The sequence below is a fragment of the Pyxidicoccus sp. M6 genome (assembly GCF_055568925.1).
Genome location: NZ_CM145714.1, coordinates 9,522,847 through 9,544,148 on the forward strand (window position 1 = coordinate 9,522,847; position 21,302 = coordinate 9,544,148).

At 69.0% G+C, this 21,302-nt stretch carries 19 protein-coding genes; 6 read left to right on the forward strand and 13 right to left on the reverse strand.

What is annotated here, in order from left to right; translation table 11 throughout:
* Positions 1-65: 65 nt before the first annotated feature.
* On the forward strand, positions 66-1,583 hold the full coding sequence (locus ACVTJA_RS37380; RefSeq protein ID WP_465827321.1) for an Hsp70 family protein: 1,518 nt from the start codon (positions 66-68) through the stop codon (positions 1,581-1,583).
* Between the two features lie 66 nt (positions 1,584-1,649).
* Here ACVTJA_RS37380 and ACVTJA_RS37385 read toward each other — a convergent pair whose 3' ends face one another.
* The 5 genes from ACVTJA_RS37385 to ACVTJA_RS37405 all read right to left on the reverse strand — a co-directional run bounded on the left by ACVTJA_RS37385 (position 1,650) and on the right by ACVTJA_RS37405 (position 7,687).
* Positions 1,650-2,642 carry a hypothetical protein gene (locus ACVTJA_RS37385; RefSeq protein WP_465827324.1) on the reverse strand — a complete coding sequence of 331 codons (993 nt, stop codon included), beginning with the start codon at positions 2,640-2,642 and terminating at the stop codon, positions 1,650-1,652.
* A gap of 5 nt (positions 2,643-2,647) precedes the next feature.
* A complete protein-coding gene (locus tag ACVTJA_RS37390; RefSeq protein WP_465827326.1) occupies positions 2,648-4,060 on the reverse strand; it encodes an MBOAT family O-acyltransferase in 1,413 nt (470 codons plus the stop codon).
* A gap of 253 nt (positions 4,061-4,313) precedes the next feature.
* A complete protein-coding gene (locus ACVTJA_RS37395) occupies positions 4,314-5,246 on the reverse strand; it encodes a zinc metalloprotease (protein WP_465827327.1) in 933 nt (310 codons plus the stop codon).
* A 220-nt stretch (positions 5,247-5,466) separates the two neighbouring features.
* Positions 5,467-6,876, reverse strand: a complete 1,410-nt coding sequence (locus tag ACVTJA_RS37400; RefSeq protein WP_465827328.1) for a neprosin family prolyl endopeptidase — start codon at positions 6,874-6,876, stop codon at positions 5,467-5,469.
* Between the two features lie 136 nt (positions 6,877-7,012).
* The gene (locus tag ACVTJA_RS37405; RefSeq protein WP_465827331.1) at positions 7,013-7,687 is read right to left on the reverse strand and encodes an SOS response-associated peptidase; all 675 of its coding nucleotides are present in this window, start codon (positions 7,685-7,687) and stop codon (positions 7,013-7,015) included.
* Positions 7,688-7,784: 97 nt separating this feature from the next.
* On the opposite strand from ACVTJA_RS37405, the gene ACVTJA_RS37410 reads away from it, so the two are divergent.
* The 3 genes from ACVTJA_RS37410 (at position 7,785) to ACVTJA_RS37420 (ending at position 10,831) form a co-directional block, all read left to right on the forward strand.
* The gene (locus tag ACVTJA_RS37410; protein ID WP_465827332.1) at positions 7,785-8,000 is read left to right on the forward strand and encodes a hypothetical protein; all 216 of its coding nucleotides are present in this window, start codon (positions 7,785-7,787) and stop codon (positions 7,998-8,000) included.
* A gap of 53 nt (positions 8,001-8,053) precedes the next feature.
* Positions 8,054-8,722, forward strand: coding sequence for a hypothetical protein (locus ACVTJA_RS37415; RefSeq protein WP_465827335.1), 669 nt, complete (start codon positions 8,054-8,056; stop codon positions 8,720-8,722).
* Positions 8,723-9,526: 804 nt separating this feature from the next.
* A complete protein-coding gene (locus ACVTJA_RS37420) occupies positions 9,527-10,831 on the forward strand; it encodes an APC family permease (protein ID WP_465827337.1) in 1,305 nt (434 codons plus the stop codon).
* A 9-nt stretch (positions 10,832-10,840) separates the two neighbouring features.
* On the opposite strand, the gene ACVTJA_RS37425 is transcribed toward ACVTJA_RS37420, so the two are convergent.
* Complete coding sequence (locus ACVTJA_RS37425; protein ID WP_465827339.1) at positions 10,841-12,049, reverse strand: alpha/beta hydrolase family protein; 1,209 nt, start codon at positions 12,047-12,049, stop codon at positions 10,841-10,843.
* A 40-nt stretch (positions 12,050-12,089) separates the two neighbouring features.
* Positions 12,090-13,139 carry a hypothetical protein gene (locus tag ACVTJA_RS37430; protein ID WP_465827340.1) on the reverse strand — a complete coding sequence of 350 codons (1,050 nt, stop codon included), beginning with the start codon at positions 13,137-13,139 and terminating at the stop codon, positions 12,090-12,092.
* A 283-nt stretch (positions 13,140-13,422) separates the two neighbouring features.
* Here ACVTJA_RS37430 and ACVTJA_RS37435 point away from each other — a divergent pair, with 283 nt between their 5' ends.
* Together ACVTJA_RS37435 and ACVTJA_RS37440 are read left to right on the forward strand one after the other, a co-directional pair.
* Positions 13,423-13,998 (forward strand): hypothetical protein, encoded by a 576-nt coding sequence (locus ACVTJA_RS37435; RefSeq protein ID WP_465827344.1) that lies wholly within the window; start codon positions 13,423-13,425, stop codon positions 13,996-13,998.
* 161 nt (positions 13,999-14,159) lie between these two features.
* The gene (locus ACVTJA_RS37440; protein ID WP_465827346.1) at positions 14,160-15,686 is read left to right on the forward strand and encodes an MBL fold metallo-hydrolase; all 1,527 of its coding nucleotides are present in this window, start codon (positions 14,160-14,162) and stop codon (positions 15,684-15,686) included.
* 9 nt (positions 15,687-15,695) lie between these two features.
* Here the strand turns inward: ACVTJA_RS37440 and ACVTJA_RS37445 are convergent, their stop codons facing one another.
* From ACVTJA_RS37445 to ACVTJA_RS37470, 6 genes are all read right to left on the reverse strand, one after another.
* Positions 15,696-16,490 carry a LytR/AlgR family response regulator transcription factor gene (locus ACVTJA_RS37445; protein ID WP_465827349.1) on the reverse strand — a complete coding sequence of 265 codons (795 nt, stop codon included), beginning with the start codon at positions 16,488-16,490 and terminating at the stop codon, positions 15,696-15,698.
* Entirely contained in the window at positions 16,483-17,604 is a 1,122-nt protein-coding gene (locus ACVTJA_RS37450) for a sensor histidine kinase (protein WP_465827350.1), read from the reverse strand. Before ACVTJA_RS37450 ends, ACVTJA_RS37445 begins: the two co-directional genes overlap by 8 nt.
* 123 nt (positions 17,605-17,727) lie before the next feature.
* Positions 17,728-18,051: a hypothetical protein gene (locus ACVTJA_RS37455; RefSeq protein ID WP_465827353.1), complete on the reverse strand. Its 324-nt coding sequence runs from the start codon at positions 18,049-18,051 to the stop codon at positions 17,728-17,730.
* Positions 18,052-18,137: 86 nt separating this feature from the next.
* Positions 18,138-18,704, reverse strand: coding sequence for an imm11 family protein (locus ACVTJA_RS37460; RefSeq protein ID WP_465827355.1), 567 nt, complete (start codon positions 18,702-18,704; stop codon positions 18,138-18,140).
* 170 nt (positions 18,705-18,874) lie between these two features.
* Positions 18,875-20,311, reverse strand: coding sequence for a leucine-rich repeat domain-containing protein (locus ACVTJA_RS37465; protein WP_465827358.1), 1,437 nt, complete (start codon positions 20,309-20,311; stop codon positions 18,875-18,877).
* Between the two features lie 51 nt (positions 20,312-20,362).
* A complete protein-coding gene (locus ACVTJA_RS37470; protein WP_465827360.1) occupies positions 20,363-21,298 on the reverse strand; it encodes a bestrophin family protein in 936 nt (311 codons plus the stop codon).
* Between the last annotated feature and the right edge of the window lie 4 nt (positions 21,299-21,302).

Consider the following 21,302-nt stretch of genomic DNA (forward strand, 5'->3'; position numbering starts at 1 on the left):
GTCCTCACCGATGTGGCACTTCGGGGGCTGAAGCGAGCCCCCGGACGTGGGAGACTCGCTCCCGTATGAGCACGGCCTCCATCCTCGGCATCGACTTCGGGACCACCAACACCTCGGCGGCCTTCTTCGACAAGACGGGCAAGCTGCGCGTCGTGCCGGTGACGGACAAGAGCTTCACCCTGCCCTCGGTGGTGTGGTTCCACGCGGCGGACAAGTCCATCGTCGGCCATGCCGCGCGCCGGCAGATCATCGACGACCCGCGCCACACCGTCTTCGGCGCGAAACGCTTCCTCGGGCGCCGCTTCCAGTCCGAGTACGTCACCCAGCACAAGGACAAGTACGCCTTCGAGCTGATGGAGGCCCCGGACGGCTACACCGCCGTGAAGATGTACGGAAAGATGACCTCGCTCACCGAGGTGGCCCACCTCATCATCCGGCAGATGCTCACCCTGGCGAACCACGCCGCCGGTGAGCCCTTCCGCGAGTGCGTCCTCACCGTCCCCGCCCACGCCAGCATCCGCCAGCGCGAGGCGGTGCGGCAGGCCGCCGAGCAGACCGGCCTCCAGGTGCGCGCCATCATCAACGAGCCCACCGCCGCCGCGCTCTACTACGCCAACCTGCGCAACCCCGAGCAGACCGTCATGGTCTTCGACCTCGGCGGCGGTACCTTCGACGCCACGCTGCTCGCCGTGCAGAACAAGGTCGTCAAGGTGCTCGCCACTGGCGGTGACGCCTTCCTCGGTGGCGCCAACTTCGACGAGCGCATCGTCGAGATGCTCGTGCAGGACTTCAAGCAGAAGCACGGCATCGACCTGCGCGGCAACAAGGTGGTGATGCAGCGGCTCGTCTTCGCCGCCGAGTCCGCGAAGATGTCCCTGAGCCAGCGCGACGCCACGGTGCTGCGCGTGCCCTGCATCGCCCAGAAGGACGGCAGCTTCATCGACTTCGACTACACCCTCACCCGCAAGCAGCTCGAGGAGATGGTGTTCCAGCTCGTGGAGCGCACCGCGTCCGCGTGCGACGACGTGCTGGAGCGCGCGAAGCTGAAGCCCGAGCAGATTGACGAGCTCGTCATGGTGGGCGGCCAGACGCGCATGCCCGTCATCCGCCAGCGCTTCTCGCACTTCAAGCGCCTGTCCTCGGAGAAGGAGGTGCACCCGGAGCTGGGCGTGGCGGTGGGCGCGGCCATCCTCGGGCGCAACCTGGCGCGCGGCATCGCCGGGCTCGCGGACGTGGTGCCCATGCCCATCAGCATCATGGTGCCCGGCGGCGCCCAGCACGAGGTCATCCCCGCCAACACCCCCGTGCCCGCCACGAAGTCCATCAGCCTGGAGCTGCCCATGATTCCGGGCCCCATCTCCATCGCCCTCTTCGAGTCACTCGACACCACCACCGTGGACCGCGAGCTGTTGGGCACCATCCGCGTCGATTTGGACTGGCGCACCACCCACAAGGGGCCCACCACCCTGGAGCTGCGCATGGGCCAGGACTTCGTCCTCGGCGCCGCGCTCGTCACGCCCCAGGGCGCCCGTCACCCGGTGGCCATCACCGACCTGCGCGCCCCCAAGCGCGCCGGCGCCTGACGCCCGTGGAGCGGCCCGGGCCGCTCCACGTCAGGGGAACAGTGCTCCACACGAAACTCGACACGCCTACCGAGGCCCGGTGCCTGCCGCCGCGGGCCTCCCGAATGCGGCCATCACCCGGTTGAAGCAGGAGGGACGCGGGTGGTGCGCGTCGAAGAAATCCTCCGCCGGGCAGGCGTGGTCGAGCGCGAACACCTGGCGTCCACAGGTGCGCTCCACCCGCGTTATCAGGTCCTCATGCAGGGACTCCAGCGTATAGCCCAGCTCGCGCGAGCGCAGGTGCGCGGCGGCTTCCGGATTCCACGGCACGGTGAGCAGCCACACCCACGCGCCGGTGGGCCTCAACGCGTCGAGCGCCGCGCAGAAGGCCTTCACGCGGTCGTCGTCCACGCCACACTCCAGCATCGGAATATGAGACGTGGACATGTAGCCGAGCGCGGCGCGCGTGGACTCGGCCACGGAGGTGTCCAGGTAGCTCCGCGGGTAGCGGAAGCGGCCATCGGCGAGGTAGCCGTAGCGCTCGGTGTTGCTCTCCGCGATGGGCTTGCCGGGCAGGTCCCGGTTCCACAGCCCCAGCGCGGCCTGGCGCAGCAGCGCGCCGGACAGGAGCTCGGCAGGGGTGTACGCGCGAGGAGGCTGCTCGGCGAAGGCATCCTGCTCCTTCGGCGCGCAGCGCTGGCTGAACGTCCACGGGGACAGCTCCACGTAGACGTCGCCCACCCGCTGCTTCTGGCGGAGGTCTCCCAGCAGCGCGAGGTAGTCCCCCACCTGGGCGTTGGTGACGGCGATGTTGAACACCGGCACCCCCTCGGGGAAATGCGGCGTGCCCCAGGCCAGCACCCGGCTGGAGCCGAGGATGTACGTCGCCCCGTCCGGCGCGCGCGCGAGCATGCGGCGCTTGAGCAGCCGGTCGTTGATGTTGCGTGCCGGGTACATGAGACCTGGCGGTAGCGGCTCCGCGTCCGGCGTGCGGGCCCGGTGGCCCAGCGGGTCCACGCTCCAGATGAAGCCCGCGGACAGCAGCAGCACGGACGCGAAGGCGATGAAGAAGGGGCGCATGGGCGTCAGAACTGGAAGTAGAGGAAGCGCGAGCCGTTGCTGAGCAGCAGCACCGCCACGCCCGCGAGCGCGCCCAGCGCCGCCTGACGCCACGAGGACAGCTGGCCCAGCCCGGTGGAATGACTGGCATTGCGGCGCCAGCCGGCCACGTACAGCCCCAGCGCCACCAGCAGCGCGAGGGCGAGGTGCTCGGGGCCCAACCGCTCCAGCCCCAGCCCCCGTCCGCCCACCAGCGCGGAGAACCAGTCACGGGCCTGGGTGAAGGAGGTGGCCCGGAAGAAGACCCAACCCACGCAGACGAGGAGGAACGTGAGGCCGCGCTGAGTGCCCACGCCCAACCGCTCCCAGGCGGCGCGGCCCTGGTGGAAGGCCACCAGCAGCAGGCCGTGGTACAGCCCCCACGCGGCGAACGTCCAGCTCGCCCCGTGCCAGAGGCCGCCCAGCACCATCGTCACCACGAGGTTGAAGTGGCGGCGCGCCGGCGAGCACCGGTTGCCGCCGAGGCTGATGTACAGGTAGTCGCGCAGCCACTGGCTCAGGGTGATGTGCCAGCGCCGCCAGAAGTCACTCGGGTCCTTCGCCTGGTAGGGACTGTCGAAGTTCTGCGGGAGCTCGATGCCGAAGAGGCGTCCCAGGCCAATGGCCATGTCCGTGTACCCGCTGAAGTCGAAGTAGATCTGCAGCGAGAAGCCGAGCATCGCCAGCCACGCCTCGGCCGCGCCCGCGTGCGACATGTCCAGCAGCAGCGGGTCGATGACCTGCGCAATCCGGTCCGCGACGAGCACCTTCTTGCAGAGCCCGATGGCGAAGAGGAGCACGCCCTCCCGCCAGCGCGGGCGGATGCCTTCCTCCGCCATCCGCTCCAGGCCGGGGATGAGCTGGTGGTGGCGCGTCAGCGGCCCGGCGACCAGGTGCGGGAAGAAGGACACGAAGCAGGTGAAGGTCCAGAAGTCGCGCTCGGCCTTGCAATGGCCCCGGTAGACGTCCACCACGTAGGCCATCGTCTGGAACGTGTAGAAGGAGATGCCCGCGGGCAGCATCACGTCGAACAGGTCGCCCACCCATGCGGGAACCGCGCCAGCTCCCATGAAGGCCAGCACCTGGCCGGAAGTCCGTGCCAGCAGGCCGCCATACTTGAAGTACGCCAGCAGGCCGAGGCTGCACGTCAGTGACACGATGAGCAGCACACGGCGCGAGCGGCTACCTGGAGGCGCCGCGTCGATGCGCCGCGCCAGCTCGAAGTCCATCGCCGTGGTGAGCAGCATCGGCACGAGAAACCAGACGTGCCCGGCGAAGGCATAGAAGACGTAGCTGGCCAGAGCCACCCACCCCAGCAGCCATCTCCCGCGCAGCAGCCGCGATAGCGCGAGCACGATGGGCAGGAAGACGAAGAGGAACTCCAGGGAGTTGAAGAGCATCGCGGTGGGTGCCCCGCGCTCGGGCGGGGGCGGTGGAAATCATACGGGATGCCGCGGCCCCGACGAGGCCCGAGCACGCCTGGCCGCCCGGCATGCGCCCTGGACGCGAGGCCGTCCGCCCGCCTCCCCCCGGCCCATCTCGGGCCTCAAGCCGGCATCACCACCGGACGGGACGCACGGGCCCCGAAAAGACAGACGCCACCGGAGCTCACGGTCCCCGGTGGCGTCATGGACTGCTCAGCTCGGCGCTCGACTACTTGTTGTAGCGGTACGCGCTGAACATCTGGTCCATGCGCGCGTCCTGGCCCGTCGTGAAGTGGTCCATGCAGGAGTCGTCCGTGTAGTCCATGAAGTTGTGGATGGGGTCCACGCCCGTGCCGTTGCACGTGTCGCGGTTGGCGGGGCAGCCGTACGCGGCGCTTCGCTCGGACGGCGTGTCGGAGACCTCGTCGCCCGTCTTGGCGCAGCCACCCTGGAACGTGTGGTACAGGCCCATCCAGTGGCCGACCTCGTGCGTGGCCGTGTCGCCCAGGTTGTACGGCGCCGCCGAGCCGCCCGGCACCGACGAGTACAGCATCACCACGCCGTCGTCCGTCGGGTTGCCCGCGTACCAGCTCGGGAAGGTCGCCCAGCCCAGCAGGCCGCCGCCCGGGTTGCAGGTGTAGAGGTTGAGGTCGTCCGCCGAGCCCTGGCGGAGCGCCGTCTTCATCGCCGTCTCCACCGAGGCGGTGTCGCAGGTGTTGAACCAGGTGCTGTTGGTGGTGCGCGTCGTGCCGGCCAGGGCGAACTGCCAGCCCCAGGCCCGGTACGCGTCATTCAGCACCGCAAGCTGGTCGTTGATCATCTGCGACGTGATGTCGCCGTTGGACACGCCGCTGCCCTGGTTGATGACGTGGAAGTAGACGTTGATGGTGCCGCCCGTCACCGAGCCACCTCCGCCACCGCCGCCACCCGGCTTCTTCTCCGCGGCCCCGGAGAACTTCGCCAGGGTCGCCTTCACCTGCTCCTCCTCCGTGGCCGTCAGCGGACGCGTGCCGCAGCGCGAGCCGGTGACCTTCTCCTGCGAGGAGACCTTCTGAACGGTAGCGCCCCCGCTCTCGGGTGCCGGCGCCGGCTCCTCCTTGGAAACACAAGCCGTCGCGAGGAAACACGCACCCAGCACACCGATACGGGAGAAACCCTTCATGTATACGCCTCCAGGGGAAAAGACGGCGCGCCGTCCGTGGCTCACCGCCGAAGGCGATTATCGTTGTTTGGGGCTCCGAGGTTTCTGTCCGGCCCTCTCTTTTTCCCGCATCACTGAACACTACTCCGTGATTCCGGGTGCCTCCGCACTGTCCGTTCCAGCACACGGATGAAGCGGGTGGGCCCCGGAAGCGCCCACCCGCCGACTCACGAGGACACGGCTACATGCAGTTGGCGTTGTAGCCGGGGCCGCCGAAGAAGAAGTACCGGCCCCAGTTGCCCGGGTCATTGCCCAGGGAGATGTCGTAGCAGTACGCGTCGTCGCGGTACGCGGTGAGCCCGGACGGGTCCGAGTACACGTTGCTCGTGTTCACGTATTGGATGTTTCGCTGGTAGGCGGCGTACTGGAACCACGCGCTCGGGTACGCGCCGCTGCCCATGTCCGTGGCCGTGTGCCGGCCGCCGGGGCGGTTGTCGATGATTTCACCGCCGAAGTCGATGGACCAGGCCTTGTCCGCCAGGCCATTCGCATCGAAGCGGGTGCGCGGGTAGTAGCCCACCCAGACGTCGCCGTACTTGAGCCACCAGTTGCCCGCGGTGCCGTCCTTGTACCAGAGCAGCTTGAACTCCTGCTGCGTGCCACCGGACACGCTGTACGCGCTGAACGCGCCGCCGATGGTGATGGTGTTGTTGGTCTGCACGAAGGCGCCGCAGCTCAGGTTGTAGCAGCCGCCGCTGCCGTAGTTGTCCGGCGTGAAGTAGATGAACAGGCGCGCGTTGTCGTTCCCGTACAAGTCCCTGTACTTCTGCCAGCCGGCCTCCACCGTCTCCAGCGAGGCGCCCGAGCCGCGGACGACCCACATCTGCGAGAGGCTGAACTCGCTGGTCAGCTCGGTGTACGGATTCCAGATGTTGAAGATGCTCTCCGCGCCCATGTTGTCCACCCACTGGTGCGCGTGGGCGTACTGGTGCTGGGCGGTGGGGCCGTTGCGCGGCGGTTCGATTCCGGAGGACGACTGGGGCTTGCCGGTGTCCACCGGGAGCCGCCCGGCGAGGTGGTTGGGCACCTTGCGGCGGAACTCGTCCAGCGTCTCGAAGCGCTTCAGCGTCTCCAGCTTGAGCTGGAGGATGGGCACCGTGCCCTCGGGGCAGCGGCGCATGTTGCCGGCCGCGTCCACGTCACCCGGGCCGGAGAGGTTGGCCTCGAGCGTCGCGGGCTGCGTGTCCTTGTTGCCTCCCGCCCGCGCGGCGAGGGACTTCGCGTCGCCGTCCGGCAGCGTGCCCGGCGCGAGCTGGATGCGGTGGTTCTCCATGCCCGGCTGCCGCAGCGCGGGCTGCTTGTCCAACGGCACGCAGTCGATGTCATCGCCCGCGCGGCTCTTGAAGTGGTGCACCACGTCCTTCGCGTCGTAGAGCGACTCGAGGTGCTTCTGCATCCGCGCCAGCTCCTTGCCGTCGCGCACGCGCTCCACCAGACCGATGCTCCGGGAGGACGCCTCTTCCTGGGTGGGTGCCGCCGCTTCCGCCTCGTCTCCGGCGCAGCCTGCGAGCCCCAATCCCATACACGACACGATTCCGAATCGCACCAGCCAACGTTGCTCGGGACGACGGGTCTGCTTCGTGCTCTTCACGGAATGCCCCCTCTGCAGACAACGGGTTGTTCTGGCAATGACGCGATACCTGAATATCACGTCAAAGCAGACTTAACCTGAAGGTCTGACAGGGCCTGTCACCCGCGTTCAGCAGGAGACAGGCTTGGGGGGAAACTCAGGCGGCGACGCGCTCCACGCAGGCGGGGGTGTCGTTGCTGGGGGAGTTGACGACGCGCGCCACCTCGTATGCGTCGAGCGCGTCCTCGGAGAAGGGCACCAGCAGGGGCAGCAGCACGGCGGGGTCCTGCGGCTCGGGGCGGAGCCACAGCTCCTGCGCCTGGGGCGAGAGGATGACGGGCATCCGGTCGTGGATGGGCGACATCAGCGCGTTGGGGCCGGTGGTGATGATGGTGCAGGTGTTGACCACCTCGCCGGTGTCCGGCGCGGTCCACTCCTCCCACAAGCCAGCCAGGGCCATGGCCTTGCCGTCCTTGCGGTGGAAGTGGAAGGGCGTCTTCGGCTTCGTGGACTGCTTCCACTCGTACCAGCCGTCCACCACCACCAGGCAGCGCCGCTTCTTCAGCGCGGTGCGGAAGCTGGGCTTCTCCGCCACCGTCTCGCCGCGGGCGTTGATGAGCTTGCTGCCGATGCTCGCGTCCTTCGCCCACGAGGGGATGAGGCCCCAGCGGAAGGCGTCCAGCATGCGCGCGCCGTCATTGGGCACCACTGGCATCAACTGGGTGGGGCACAGGTTGTAGCGCGGCCGGTCCACCGAGGCGCGGATGCCGGCGAGTCCCAGCTCGGCCACGAGCTGGTCGGGAGAAGTCCTGACGGTGACACGTCCACACATGGCGGCGGATTATCGCCCCGAGTCGCGCGCCGCCCAAGGAAGTCGCGGCCGGAGTGCCAGGAAGCAGGCGGACGGCCGTCGCGGTAGGCTGGAGGGCATGAGCGACGACAAGAGCGGTTCGAACTTTGGACGGCCTTCGGAGCCGAAGAAGAACCCGAAGGTGTTCGGCGTGCCTGTGAAGATAGACCCGTACACCTCCGTGCAGCCGGACCACCCCACCGGTGAGTGGGGCATGCCCGACAGCAAGAAGAAGCGGGACGACAAGCCGTTCGACCCGTTCGCTGTCGTCATCGAGTCGCCGAAGGGCGGCTGAAGGACGCACGAGCCGGTGCCTCCCGCGCGCGCCGTGGTCTACAAGGGCGCGCCATGAACCGGTTCTCGCTGCTGTCCGCGTGTGTCGCAGTCTCCTTCTTCGCTTGCTCGGAGCGCCCGTCGGGCGCGCCCGTCGATGCCGGGGCACCTCCCGCGCAGGCCCACCCCGCCGAAGTGCTCGATGCCGGGGTGGATGCCGTCGATGCGGGAGCGCGGGACGCGGGAGCCCTGGCGGAAGCGTCCGCTTCGCCGGATGCGGGAGCGAAGGCGTGCTCGGCGGCCGCACTGAGCGCGCAGACTCCGATTCAGATTCCGCCCCTGCCGCCACTTGTGGAGAACATGCGCCGCCGCATCATCGCCGCCGCCGTGGCGTGCGACTACGCGGCGCTCGCGAAGCTGGCCGACGAGAACGGCAAGGGCCTGCGCTACAGCTTCGGCGACCGAGAGGGCCCGGCGACGTACTGGCGCCGCGCGGAGCAGCAGGGCGAGCCCGTGCTGGCGAGGATGGTCCAGGTCCTCAACCTCCCCCACGCGAAGCAGGGCGAGGCCTGGTACTGGCCCGCCGTGCACGTCACCAACGCGGACAAGGACTGGCAGGCCGTGGTGGGCGTCTACCCGGAGAAGCAGGTCCAGGAGATGAAGAAGGGGGGCACGGGCTACCTCGGCCTGCGCCTGGGCATCAGCGCCAAGGGTGACTGGCAGCTCGCGGTGGCCGGAGACTGATGGCCTGGCGAGTGCCGGCTTCACGGGTGCGGCTTCATCTACGTCGCCGACCGGGGCGCCGAGGAGACGGGCCACAAGCGCATCGTAAGATTCTCTCCCATCCCCTGAATCAGGGTGTTTGTAGTTGCGACACGGATGCGACTCCCGGACAGGGCGCGTTGAGAGGGGTGCACAGCAAAGAATTGCCTCACCCGAGTCACTGGAGGCCGTCGATGCCGGAAGTCCCCCTGCTTGCCACCTTCATCCTGAGCGCTTCACTCCTGCTGGGCTGTGGGAGCGCAGACACGCAGCTTGAAGTCAGCGAAGCGGCGCCGCTCCTGGAGACCACTGCGAGCGCACTTCGGAGCACGGCGACCACGTGCAACACGGACGCAGACTGTGGCCCCAACTTCTGCAACTGGGGCGTGAGCTCCAAGTGTCAATCCGGGTACTGCGTGACGAACTGCCCGGAGATCTACCAGAACTGCTGTGGGACGGCGGCAGCGGGATATGGCTGCAATTTCACCAGTACCCAGTGCACCGCTGGCGACTGCGCCGAGGACTACTACTGCTCGGGCGGGGTCTGCCTGCACGACGCCAACAAGGACAAATGCACGCCGTTGCAACCGTAGACACGCGGCGTGAAGCCACACGGAGCTGGAGCCGTCTCGTGTCCGGCTCCGCGCCCTGGAATCGAGCGCCGGGTATCAGCTCCGGAGCCCCGCCGCGACCCGCGCGCCGGTCTATGCTCGCGGCCTCATGAGCCCTTCCCCTCCCCGGAATGAAGAAGGTTATGCGCGTCGAGTCGGCCTCTTCTCGGGGGTGATGCTCGTCATCGGGGGCATCATCGGCTCGGGCATCTTCCTCAACCCGGCCATCGTCGCGCAGCGCGTCCACACGCCGGAGCTCACCCTGGGCGTGTGGTTGCTCGGAGGCGTCGTGGCGCTCATCGGCGCCTTCGTCTACGGCGAGCTGGGACAGCGCATCCCCAAAGCCGGTGGAAGCTACGTCTACCTGCGCGACGCGTTTGGCCCGCTGCCCGCGTTCCTCAACGCCTGGGGAATGCTGCTCATGATTGCCACCGGCGCCATTGCCGCGGTGGCGGTGACGTTCGCCAACTACACCCTCGCGCTCACGGGGCTCGGGGCCGAGTTCCGCTTCCCGCTCGCCGTCGGCTCCATCGTCCTGCTCTCCGGGGTCAATTACTTCGGCGTGCGCCCCGGCGCGCTCACGCAGAACGTCTTCACCGTGCTCAAGCTGGTGGCTCTCGCCGTGCTCGTGGGCGCGGGCCTGCTGCTCGCCGGACCGGGTGCCGCCGTGGAAGCGACCTCCCCACAGGCGCCGGACTCCGTGGTGCTCGCGATGGGCGCGGCGCTCGTCCCGGTGCTCTTCAGCTACGGCGGATGGCAGCAGACGAACTTCGTGGCCGAGGAGATGGTCGACCCCGAGCGCAACCTCCCGCGCGCGCTGCTGCTCGGCGTCATCGGCGTGGTGACGGTGTACCTGCTCGCGAACGTCACCTACCTGCGCACGCTCGGCGCGACCGGGCTCGCGGCGAGCAGCGCCCCGGCGGCGGATGCGCTGGGCCAGTTGCTCGGGCCCGCGGGCCGCACATTCATCACCGCGGGCGTGGCGCTCTCCACCTTCGGGTTCCTCAACCTCGTCATCCTCGTCTCGCCCCGCGTGTACCAGGCCATGGCCGCGGATGGACTCTTCTTCCCGTGGATGGCCCGGCTGCACCCGCGCTACCGCACACCCTCCACCGCCATCCTCTTCCAGGCGGTGTGGGCCATCCTCCTCACGGGCACGGGGACGTACGGCGAGCTGCTCGACTACGTCGTCTTCGCCGACTGGCTCGTCTTCGGTGCCACGGCCGCCACTCTCTTCGTGTACCGCGCCCGTGAGCGCCAGGGCCTCATCCCGCGTGCGGCGTACCGCGTGCCCGGCTACCCCGTCACGCCGCTCCTCTTCATCGCGGCCGCGCTGTACGTGGTGCTGGGCTCCACGGCCTCCAACCCGCTCAACGCGCTCAAGGGCATCCTGCTGCTCGGCGCGGGTGTGCCCGTGTTCCTCTACTGGCGCCGCCGCACCGGGCGCGCCGCGGCGCCAGCCCCCGTTGGAGAGCCGTAGCGCGGCACCTCAGCGGCAGTTCGGATAACCCGTGTCGGACCAGGAGCAGTGCGCCGCCGCCGAGTACGTGAAGACATACTCCTGCGCCGCCGCGTCCCCGCCTCCGCCGCACGCGGAGAGAATCGGCGCCGTCGCGCTGGCCTCCATGGGCACCACCGCCCTCCCTCCGCAGCCCTTCCAGTTGCCGAGACCGAGCGCGTCCGCCGTCGAGGGGAATGCGATGGCCCGCGCCACGGCACCGCCGCTCTTCAGCGAGTACGCCGCCAGCGCCTGGATGCGCCGGGCCACCGCCCACGAGTCATGCCCGTTGTCCCACGAGCCCGGAGGAGCGCTGCTGTACCCGGCCGGCGTGGAGTGGCCCGCGTTGAGCCACTGCCCGTCGCAGCCATCGCTCTTCACGAGCTGCCAGCCCTTCTCCTGCAGGTCGGGCGGCAGCTTGTTCCAGATGTCGTTCACCGCGATGAGGTGGTCATTGGTGTCGTCATCCGCGTACACCTGAATCACCGTCTTCACGTCGAGCGGCAAATCCCGGTAGTGGTCATTCGTCGCCGTCGGGCTCTTGAGGTTGGGGAACGAGAACCAGGGCGCCATGATGAACATGAAGCGCCCGGCGGTGCCCCAGGCGGAGGTCAGCCCGTTGTGCGTCGGGTCCGCGAAGGCGCGGCGCGCCAGCTCCGGCGTGGCACCACCGCCGAAGGAGTGGCCGATGAACCCGACGCGGGTGAGGTCGAACCGCGAGCCATACTGCTTCGCCGCCGCCACGAAGCCGTTCCACAGGGTGTCGTACTGCGAGTTGCGCGTGCCCGTGCTCATGTACGGCACGAACACCACGTTGTAGCCGTTGCTCGCCAGGCGCCGGAGCAGCGGCCCCACGTGGTTGTGGTCCGTGCCGCCGTAGGCGTGTGAGTAGAACAGCACCGGGTACGCGGTCCGGTCGTCGGGCCGGTACACGGTGATGGGCATCTCCGGCCACAGCGCGTTGGGCACGTCGGACGCGACACGCACCGTGAGCGGGCCCTGCGTGCCGTACAGGGACGGCTCCGTCGTCGCGGCCGTCAAGGCCACCTCCGTGCCATACGGGCGCGGCGCGCAGACTGACGCCGCGGCGCCGGCCTCCAGCGCCGCGACAGCCTGCTGAGGCTCCTCATCGGCTCCCGTGGACGGCCCACAGCCCGTGACGGCGAGCACCCCGGTCAGAATCCACCATGAATTTCTCATGGGCATCTTCAACACGGGGCGTGCGGAGAAGTTGCGCGCGTCACCAGCCGGGCGCGGCCGGATTCGGCACGCCCTGGATGCGGAAGCGGCTGCGCACCAGCTCCACGTAGCTCTTCTCCTCCAGGAAGACGGAGCAGAGCTTCCCCAGCCCGTGCTTCGCGCCGTCCTGGACCATGGGCGCGTAGACCAGCCAGAAGTTGAGCGTGTCGGCGGAGACGGAGTCGTCCGTCATCGTCGTCCCCAGGCTGACGCGCGTCACGCCGGACAGGGCCCCCGGCACCTGGAACTTCGCGGCGTAGGACTGGCCGCCCGTCCCGGTGAAGCGACTGTAGTTCACCACGTTGGCAACCGAGGGCGCCTCCTGGCTGCACAGGTTGTAGGCCGCCCCGTCCGCGCCGGTGCCGCAGTAGCAGGCGGTCATCGGTTTCGTGTCGACCTCGATTTCATAGGGCTCGAGGCGGGCCTTCCCGTCCTCCAGGCCTTCCTTGTCGCGGTCCACGCCTTCTGGCACCAGCCGGACGACGCGGTAGCCGATGAAGAGCCCGCTGCCATCCAGCACCAGCGTGTTCTCGGCGTTGCCCCCCACCGAGGCGGTGATGGGCAGGTTTTTCTCCACGACGGCCGCCTTGACGCTCGCTTCGAGCGAGGACTTGTAGGTGAGCGTGATGCGCCCGGCGCGGAGCCCCTCATACAGAAGCCCCTGCCCCGAGCCGAGCCGCACGTCCGCGAGCGACTTCACGCGGTCGATGGTCAGCCCCGTGAGGTTGATGTGCACCTTCTCGGAGCCCGAGCTCGTCAGCTTGAGGTACCGGGCAAGGGCGCCCTCGACACCCGCCGAGAGCGTCTGGTCGGAGTCCAGCGACGCGACGCTCTGCGTGCGGACGCGATTGGCCTCGGGCTGCCCGGGGCCGTCGGGACCCACTCCATCCATCCAGATGGCGCCGATGGGGATGTCGTCGCGAGGAACCGTCAGTGCCTGGAATCCCTCCGGCACGGCCCCACCACTCCGCCCAAAGCCACTGCCACCGCCCGGGGCCGTGCAACCGGCCGCGGCCAGCACCGCGATGAACACCCACGTGACGCTTCGCAACACCACCTCCCAAGATGTGAGACGGTGAGTAAGCCCGGGTTTCACCCGCCCGACAAGGGACGGGCGGGCGCCCTCTTCCGCACCGCCGTCGGCACGCGCTACGGGGACTCCCGTAAGGCCGACCCCGTAGGCGGCAGCGTCTGTCTTCGCGCCAATCGCAATCATCCAGCATTGACTGAATTGCAGTTTTTACAGACTTTGAATTGCAATTCATTTCAATGACATGTTAGGGATGCGGTGGCCCCCAGGCCAAAGCCAAGCACACATCCATAGGAGAAGCCCCATGACGAGGAACGTGAAGCGTTTCCTGGCCGCGCCCCTGCTCACCCTGGTTCCGATGGTTGCCTTCGCCGCCGAGTCCGGTGCGGAGGACTTCATCTCCAAGCATACGGAGTACGTCAGCGTCCGGGCGCCCGAGACGGTGCAACTCCCCGCGCAGAAGGACGGAGAGGGCACCTCGACGCTGCTCGCGGACGTCCCGCAGACCTACTACCTCGGGAACTGGACCGGTTTCCTGGCCACCCCCCTCGGCAGCCTGACGGGAACCACCGTGCCGTACCCGCTGCCCAACCCCCTGAACTTCAGCACGCCGTACAACTACTCGTACGGTTCGCAGGCGCTCGTACCGTCCCTCACGAACTGGACCCAGACCTTCGGCTTCACGACCAACCCGGGGGACCCCACCGGCGCCGCGAAGACGTGCGTCTGGCAGGTCGCCGTCACCGTCACCAATGGCGTCTGCACGGCGAATGTAACGACCTATGCGTACGGCAACCAGGGCGTGGCGTGCCTCCTCAGCAACGCCTCGAACGTCAACCCCGCGACGTGCCAGCTCTTCGTGGCCGTCGGCCTGCAGTGAGCTGAGCACCGCAAGTGCATTCACCCACGGTGGGAGCCCACGTGCTCCCGCCGTGGCCGTGCCTTGCCATTCGCCGCGCCCGGCGTACCGTTCGCCGCGCGCCCTCTTCCATTGGCTGCATGGGCGGGATGCGGGCCTTCGGGCCGCGTCATCCTGGCGTCATGCAAAGAATTGCGCTCCTCTGTCTGTCATTGCTTGCCCTGTCCGCCTCCGCGGCCGACGACGCGCGGGCCCGTGTCCAGGCCGCCGCCGAGGCCATGGGTGGCGAGGCCCGGCTCCGTGCCCTGTCCGGCCTGCGCATCCAGGGCATCGGCCACTGGAACCTGCTGGAGCAGTCCGAGCGTCCCACGCCGCCCTGGCTCGTCATGTACGAGCAGGTCGATGAGCTGCGTGTCCCCTCGCGCCAGCGCCTGCGGCAGAAGACGGAGGGCCGGGGCGCGGCGGGCGCTGGCGGCTGGCAGGTGGCGACGCTGGTGATGGACGGCGACGTGGTGGCCATGGAGCTCGAGGGGAAGATGCGCCCGGCCGGCGGCGCCCAGCTCCAGGACATGCGCGAGCGGCTCGACTTCGCGCCCGAGCGCGTGCTGCTCACCGCCCTGGATGCCAAGGACCTGCACGGCGCGCAGGACACGGTGTTGCAGGACGTGCCGCACCACGTGGTGACGTTCCACCACGGGCGCGCGGCGGTGCGACTCTTCCTCAACGCGCACACGGGACTGCCCACGCTGGTGGAGTCCGAGGACGCTCACCCGGCCGACATGTTCTGGAGCGTCTGGGGCGACGTGCGCACCCGGCTCTTCTTCCAGTCCTGGTCGCTGCAGGCCGGAGGGCTGCGCTACCCGCGCAACTGGGAGTGGCAGCGCAATGACACCCCGTACCACTCCTTCACCGTGACGGCGTTGGAGCTGGAGCCGAAGGTGTCCGACGCGGACTTCGCCATCCCCGACGATGTGCGCAAGGCCTTCGCGGCGCGCGGCGGGCTCACGGTGGAGGACCTGCCGCTGGGCCGTCCGGACCGCCCCGCCGTCGAGCTGGCGCCGGGCGTGGTGCACCTCCCCGGCCGCTGGGACGTGGCGCTGGTGAAGCAGGAGGACGGGCTGGTGGTGATTGAAGCGCCCATCGCCTCCGGTTATTCGACGCGCGTGCTGGAGGAGGCCGCGAAGCGCTTCCCCGGTGTGAAGGTCAAGGCGGTGGTGTCCACCAGCGACGCATGGCCCCACGTGGGCGGCGTGCGCGAGTACGCCTCGCGTGGGATTCCGCTCCACGTGCTGGACCTGAACCGTCCCCTCGTGGAGCGGCTCCTGAAGGCGCCCCGCACGCGGGTGCCGGATGCGCTGGCGAAGGCGCCCCGCGCGGCGAAGCTCCAGGTGGTGGGCCGCCGCACGGTGCTGGGCACGGGGGCGAACCGGCTGGAGCTGATTCCGGTGCGCACCGAGACGGGCGAGCGGATGCTCTTCGTCTGGATGCCGGAGCACCACCTCCTCTACTCCAGCGACCTCGTGCAGCCGGGCCAGGGCGGCGGCTTCTTCAACCCGCAGCAGGTCGCGGAGACGGTGGACGTGGCCGCGCGAGAGAAGCTCGACGTGGCGCGCGTCTTCGGCATGCACCTGGGAGCAACGGAGTGGAAGGCGCTCACGGATGCCGTGGAGAAGGCGCGCGCTCCGGCGACGGCATCGGCCACGCCCTGAGGCGAGGGCCTACCGGGGCCGGCCCAGCCGGCGCTCGAGGTGCTCGCGGCGGTTGCGGCTCACCCGCAGCCGCTGCCCCGTCTCCAGCACCACCACCCACTCCGTGGGCGAGTCGTGGTGCAGCTCGCGGATGCGCTCCACGTTGACGATGGCCGAGCGGTGGATGCGCACGAAGCGCTCCGCGTCCAGCCGCGCCTCCAGCGCCGCGAGGCTCTCCCGCAGCACGTGCTCCTGCGAGCCCACGTGCAGCGTGACGCAGTAGTCGTCGGCTTCAATCCAGTCGATGTCTCCGACGGGCACCAGCACCGAGCGGGTGCCCACCTTCACCAGCAACCGGCCCGTGGACTCCGCGGGTGGTGGCGGCGCGGGGACGGGAGGCGGCGGTGTCTCAGCGAGCAGTCCCGCGAGCCGGCGGCCCAGCTCCAGGGCCTCGCCCTGGCGCAGACGTTGCCGGGCCCGGTGGAGGGCCTCGTCGAAGCGCTCGTCCGCGAAGGGCTTCACCAGGTAGTCCACCGCGTGCACGTCGAAGGCGCGTACCGCGAAGGCGTCAAACGCGGTGATGAAGATGACCGCGGGCATCTGCGCCACGCCCACCTCGCGGATGACACCGAAGCCGTCCAGCTCCGGCATCTGCACGTCGAGCAGGACGAGGTGCGGCCGTAGCTCGCGAATGGCCGCCACGGCCTCGCGCCCGTCTCGGCACTCCCCGCACACCGTCACTTCGGGGTGCCGGGCCAGCGCGTGCCGCAGGCCCCTGCGGGCCAGGGGCTCATCGTCCACCAGGAGCACGCGCAGCTCAGCCACGGGCGCGCTCCTCCACGGCGGCGCCTCTCAGCGGCAGCAGGACGGTGGCCACGGTGCCGGTGCCTTCGGGAGGGCTGGCCACGCTGACGCGCCCCGCGTCTCCGTAGAGCTGAGCCAGCCGGGCGCGCGTGTTGGACAGGCCGATGCCCGGACTGCGCTCCAGGTCGAAGCCCGCCGGCAGTCCCGGCCCGTCGTCCGCCACCGCCAGCTCCAGCACGTCTCCCTGCCGCCGGGCGCGGATGCGCAGCGCCCCCGCCGCCGAGCGCATGGACACGCCGTGGCGAATGGCGTTCTCCACCAGCGGCTGGAGCACCAGGTTCGGCACGCGCGCGTCGAGCACGGCCGCGTCCACGTCCCAGTCCACGCGCAGCCGGTCCTGGAAGCGGAGCTGTTGAATCTCCAGGTAGCGCGACAGCACGGCGACCTCGTCGCGCAGAGGCACCTCCTGCGTGGCGCCCTGCTGGAGCAGCCGGCGGAGGATGTCGCTGAGCAGCACCAGCATCCGCGCCGCGGTGTCCGTCTCCTGCTCGCGCACCAGCACGACGATGGCGTTGAGGGTGTTGAAGAGGAAGTGCGGGTGGAGCTGCGTCTGCAGCGCTTGCAGGCGGGCCTCGGCGAGCTGCACGGAGAGCGCCGCGGCCTGCCGCTCGTTCTCCCGCGCGCGTCGCTGCGAGTCCACCGCGTACGCCACGCCCACCACCGCCGCGTACGTCATGGCCATCATGGGCATCCAGCCCAGCCAGTAGCGCAGCACCATGAGCGGCAGTGGCGGCACGTTGGCCATGGGCGGCATGAACGCCACGTGGCACAGCGTGTACACGAGCGCGAAGACGCCCCCCACGCCCAGGCACGCGGCCACGTGCCCGCCCACGGCGCGGGCCTTCAGCGGGAGCCCCAGGCGCAGCCGTCGCGACAGGTGCACGAGCACGGGCGTGGCGGGCACCCATACGTACCAGGCCGGAAGCTGTGAGGCGAAGGCCCGCCACAGCGGCAGGGGCTGGGAGCCGAGGCGGCTGAAGAAGTACGTCTCCAGGGCGGCGAGCGTCGCCGGCACGGTCCACACCGAGGCCAGCCACGCCCACCGTCGCCACGCTCGGGGCGATGCGTTCTCCATGGGGGACACGATGCCCGGGAGTCTACTTCACGTCGACCGGCGCGGCGCGGGCTCCTCGGGGTGGGCGGCGAACCACTCGAACAGCGTGGACGTGGGGCCGCCCCCCGAGGGATGCGGTGGCGACTAGAGGGGGTTGCAGCCGGTGATGCAGTACTTCGCGTTGATGAGCTTCTTCGACCCGGACACGTTGGACTGGCAGGCCGCGTACTGGACGGCGAGCTGCCCCGGATTGCGGACCGTGCCGCAGGTCAGGCACCCCTGGACATTCTCGAACCAGTAGATGAGGTCCCCGTTCGGGCAGTTCGGCGGAAGCCCCACTCCCTGCTCCACGCTCATGGTGTCACCGGTGTCCGGCGACTCCACGAGCGGCTCCTCCGTGCCTCCACAGGCGGTGAGGGACAGGGTGAGACAGGCGGCCAGTGAGACAAGGATTCGCGAGGCATTCATCAAGGGCTCCATCGAGTCGGGGGAACCCGTGAATCATGCAACAATCCGACTGCCAGTGAAAAGGCTTCACAGTTGGAGCGGGCTTGCTACACGGGTTCGAACTTCGTGCCGGTGATGCCCACGGCCTCCATCGCGTCCATCAGGTCCTCGGAGACGATGAGCGCCACGTTCCAGCCCCATGGGCGGAAGATCTGCGCGCCACCGACCTGCGCCGGGTCGATGCGCATGCCGGAGACGACGCGGTACCGGCCCACCTTTTCGGGCCGTCCGTCCTCGGGCTTCCAGTACTCCACGCGCTCGCTGTGCGCGTCATCGATGCAGCGGATGGTCCGCAGCGCATTGAGGATGAAGTAGGGCCCCTGGTGGCCCTCAACCTCGACCGGGATGAACTGCACGTCCTGGACGCGCTGATGGTTGAAGATGTCGACAACGCGCTCGTGGACCATGGGCGTGGCGAAGGCGTTCAGACTGAAGTCCAGCGACACACCATCCGGCTTCACGGGGAACCGGATGGTTCCCGGGGACTCGATTCGTTGCCCCTTGCGAAATTGCCAGGGGTCATCGAGCTCCTTCCCGGTCTCATCCACGGGACCGCTCAAATGCCACCGACGGCGGATACGCACGTTGTCCGTCAGGTCGAAGTAGCTGGACATGGCTGACGCTCTACATTCCTTTCAACGTTGGGTAATGAGTTGATGGAGCTTTGAGCCTGGAGTGCAGACCTCTCTTGATCCTTTTGAGTTCGTCGATGAGCGCCGACCTGCATCGCGAGACTGTGCCGCAGTCTTGAAGAACATCGTCGAGCCCCAGGAACCGGTGCGACTCAGCGCTCGGACCCCGTGCCCGGCGTCTCCACTTCTCCCCGATGCAACCGCCTGGCGAAGCCGCGCAGATGATGACGGACCACCTTGGGCCAGATGCTCGGCGGAACCGGTTCGAGCGGGCCCCGGTGATTCACCATGACGGCACGCAGCGCGGGAAGCGCTTCGAGCGGGGTCATGTCGATGAGCCCGGGACAGTCACGCAGGTCGATGGACCGCAGCGTGCCCATCCCCTCCACCCCCCAGAGCGACGTGAGCCCGGTGCATCCACGAAGGTCGAGGTGCTCCACGCCTCGCAAGTTGCCAATCTGCCGGATGGACGTAATCGGCGCGTTCTTCAGCACCAGCCGGTTGGGCCCGCCCGGTGTGCGCGGGTCCTCCAGGAAGCGGACGTTCGGCACCCGGTCGAGCGCGCGGAGCTCCCGGGCGATGTTGAAGCGGAACTCCTGGAGCGAAGGCAGGTCCTCGAGCGGCGCCAGGTCCGTGGCCCCCAGGTAATGGACTCGCAGCGAGCGCAGGTGCGTTGCCCCCGCCAGCATGCGGAGCGCCACATCGTCGAGGTAGGACGCCGTGAGCGTGGTGGCGGAATGCCATTCATTTCCGCCGGACACGCCCGCGCGCCGGACTCGGAGCCGGAGCTCTTCGTCATCGGACAGCCCCGCGACCTCGGCCGAGTCCAGCGTCATGTGGTAGGAGGCCAGGTACAGCACCGGCGTCCGGCACTTCGCGAGCGCCGCCGCGGACTCGGCATTGAGCGGGCCCCAGAACTCCACCCGGCGCAGCGAGCGGAGTGATGCCAGCGCCGAGAGGTCACACCCCTCCCTGGGCAGCCGAAGCTGGAGCTCTTCGATGGGAAGGTCCTCGATGCCGCTGAGGGATAGCGGCTCCTCCTCTTCGATGGACAGCCGCCGGAGCGACTCCAGCCCCGACAGCGCGCGGAGGTCCCCGAGCCTGCCCCAACCCAGTGAAAGGGTTTCGAGACTGCGGCTCCGCGCAAGTCCATCCAGGTCGCGGATGAAGTTGCCCCGGTACGCCTGGAGCGTCGCGTGACGCAGCGCCGGCAACTCCGCGAGCGCTGACACGCCGACGATGCCGTCAAAGCCATACACCACCACCTGCTCGAGTGCCGTCAGCCCCATGAGGAGCCGCGTATCGAACGGGCGCTTGTCGAACCAATCCGCCGTGTCCACGAGGAGCTCGCGGATTTCGCTCCGGAGCGCGGTGGCTCGCGGCCCATTGGCGCCCCGAAGTCGCCGCAGCACCTCCAGGACCCGCCGCTCGTCATGGATGGAGATGAGCTGACGCTCGTCCGTGAACCGGAGCCATCCGGCTCCGAAACCACCAAAGGAAGGACGCCCGCGACGATTCCCGAGGTCATAACGCACCGTCGCGAACATCTCCTCGTCGCTCTCACCCACCCACTGCCCGTCTTCCCACATCGCCTGTTCCCCCTACGCGAAGTGTACCCGGCACGAGGGAAGCGATGGCACCTACTTGAGGATGAAATCCCGGGGGCGCAGCGGTTCAGGCTGCGGCTCGCCCAGGGCCTCCAGCAAGTTGATCTCCCCGGTGCGGGCGAGCGCGAGCACGGGCAAATCATTCGGCGCATCCCCGAAGGGTTCCTCCAGCTCGTCGCTCAGCAAGTCCAGGCCGAAGAAGGTATAGGCAATCATGGCCGCGAGCACCGGCGAGAACCAGCCCATCGCCTCGGCGAGGCCGAAGGGCAACAACAGACAGAAGAGGTACGCGGTGCGGTGGAGCAGCACGGTGTATGCGAATGGCACCGGGGTGTTTCGGATGCGCTCGCAGGCGGTGAACACGCTCATCAACCCGTGCACCCGCGCGTTCAGCGCGCCCCAGGTGATGTCGGTGAGCCGCCCCTCCCGGCGCAGCGTGGCCAGCTCCAGTTCCTGCTCGCGCAGCAGGGCGTTGGGCCGGTTCCCGCTGGCCAGCACTCGCGAGCGCTCGGACTCCGAGACATAGCGGGCGATGTCCTCGCTGGCGTCGTGCCCCCGCAGGTGCGCGGCGAGCGCGTGCGTGAAGGCGATGTTGCGGTGCACGAGCCGCCGCGCCGCCTCGCGCCCCACGACGGACAGCTCGGTGCGCCCGTCATCCAGCAGCGCGATGGCCGCATGGGAGAGCGCACGCAGCTCGATGAGCAGCGCGCCCAGCTGCTTCCGGGCCTCCCACCAGCGGTCGTAGCAGGCGTTGTTCCGGAACCCGAGGAAGATGGACAGCGCGATGCCCAGCAGGGACAGCGGCGCGGGCGAGGTGACGGGCAGCCGCAGGTGGCCACGCTGGTGCGTCCAGACGACGAGGCAGGAGAGCCCCGCGATGAACAGCACGTGCGGCAGCACGCGGGGCAGGATGGTGCCACGCACGACGAACAGCAGACGGAGGGCACCTGGACGGGGACGGACAATCACGGCC

Excerpts from the sequence above, each read along its gene's own strand:
- ACVTJA_RS37380 (WP_465827321.1), top strand. The coding sequence starts at position 66 with ATGAGCACGGCCTCCATCCTCGGCATCGACTTCGGGACCACCAACACC.
- ACVTJA_RS37385 (WP_465827324.1), bottom strand. The coding sequence starts at position 2,642 with ATGCGCCCCTTCTTCATCGCCTTCGCGTCCGTGCTGCTGCTGTCCGCG.
- ACVTJA_RS37390 (WP_465827326.1), bottom strand. The coding sequence starts at position 4,060 with ATGCTCTTCAACTCCCTGGAGTTCCTCTTCGTCTTCCTGCCCATCGTG.
- ACVTJA_RS37395 (WP_465827327.1), bottom strand. The coding sequence starts at position 5,246 with ATGAAGGGTTTCTCCCGTATCGGTGTGCTGGGTGCGTGTTTCCTCGCG.
- ACVTJA_RS37405 (WP_465827331.1), bottom strand. The coding sequence starts at position 7,687 with ATGTGTGGACGTGTCACCGTCAGGACTTCTCCCGACCAGCTCGTGGCC.
- ACVTJA_RS37410 (WP_465827332.1), top strand. The coding sequence starts at position 7,785 with ATGAGCGACGACAAGAGCGGTTCGAACTTTGGACGGCCTTCGGAGCCG.
- ACVTJA_RS37415 (WP_465827335.1), top strand. The coding sequence starts at position 8,054 with ATGAACCGGTTCTCGCTGCTGTCCGCGTGTGTCGCAGTCTCCTTCTTC.
- ACVTJA_RS37420 (WP_465827337.1), top strand. The coding sequence starts at position 9,527 with ATGCTCGTCATCGGGGGCATCATCGGCTCGGGCATCTTCCTCAACCCG.
- ACVTJA_RS37425 (WP_465827339.1), bottom strand. The coding sequence starts at position 12,049 with ATGAGAAATTCATGGTGGATTCTGACCGGGGTGCTCGCCGTCACGGGC.
- ACVTJA_RS37435 (WP_465827344.1), top strand. The coding sequence starts at position 13,423 with ATGACGAGGAACGTGAAGCGTTTCCTGGCCGCGCCCCTGCTCACCCTG.
- ACVTJA_RS37440 (WP_465827346.1), top strand. The coding sequence starts at position 14,160 with ATGCAAAGAATTGCGCTCCTCTGTCTGTCATTGCTTGCCCTGTCCGCC.
- ACVTJA_RS37450 (WP_465827350.1), bottom strand. The coding sequence starts at position 17,604 with ATGGAGAACGCATCGCCCCGAGCGTGGCGACGGTGGGCGTGGCTGGCC.
- ACVTJA_RS37455 (WP_465827353.1), bottom strand. The coding sequence starts at position 18,051 with ATGAATGCCTCGCGAATCCTTGTCTCACTGGCCGCCTGTCTCACCCTG.
- ACVTJA_RS37460 (WP_465827355.1), bottom strand. The coding sequence starts at position 18,704 with ATGTCCAGCTACTTCGACCTGACGGACAACGTGCGTATCCGCCGTCGG.
- ACVTJA_RS37465 (WP_465827358.1), bottom strand. The coding sequence starts at position 20,311 with ATGTGGGAAGACGGGCAGTGGGTGGGTGAGAGCGACGAGGAGATGTTC.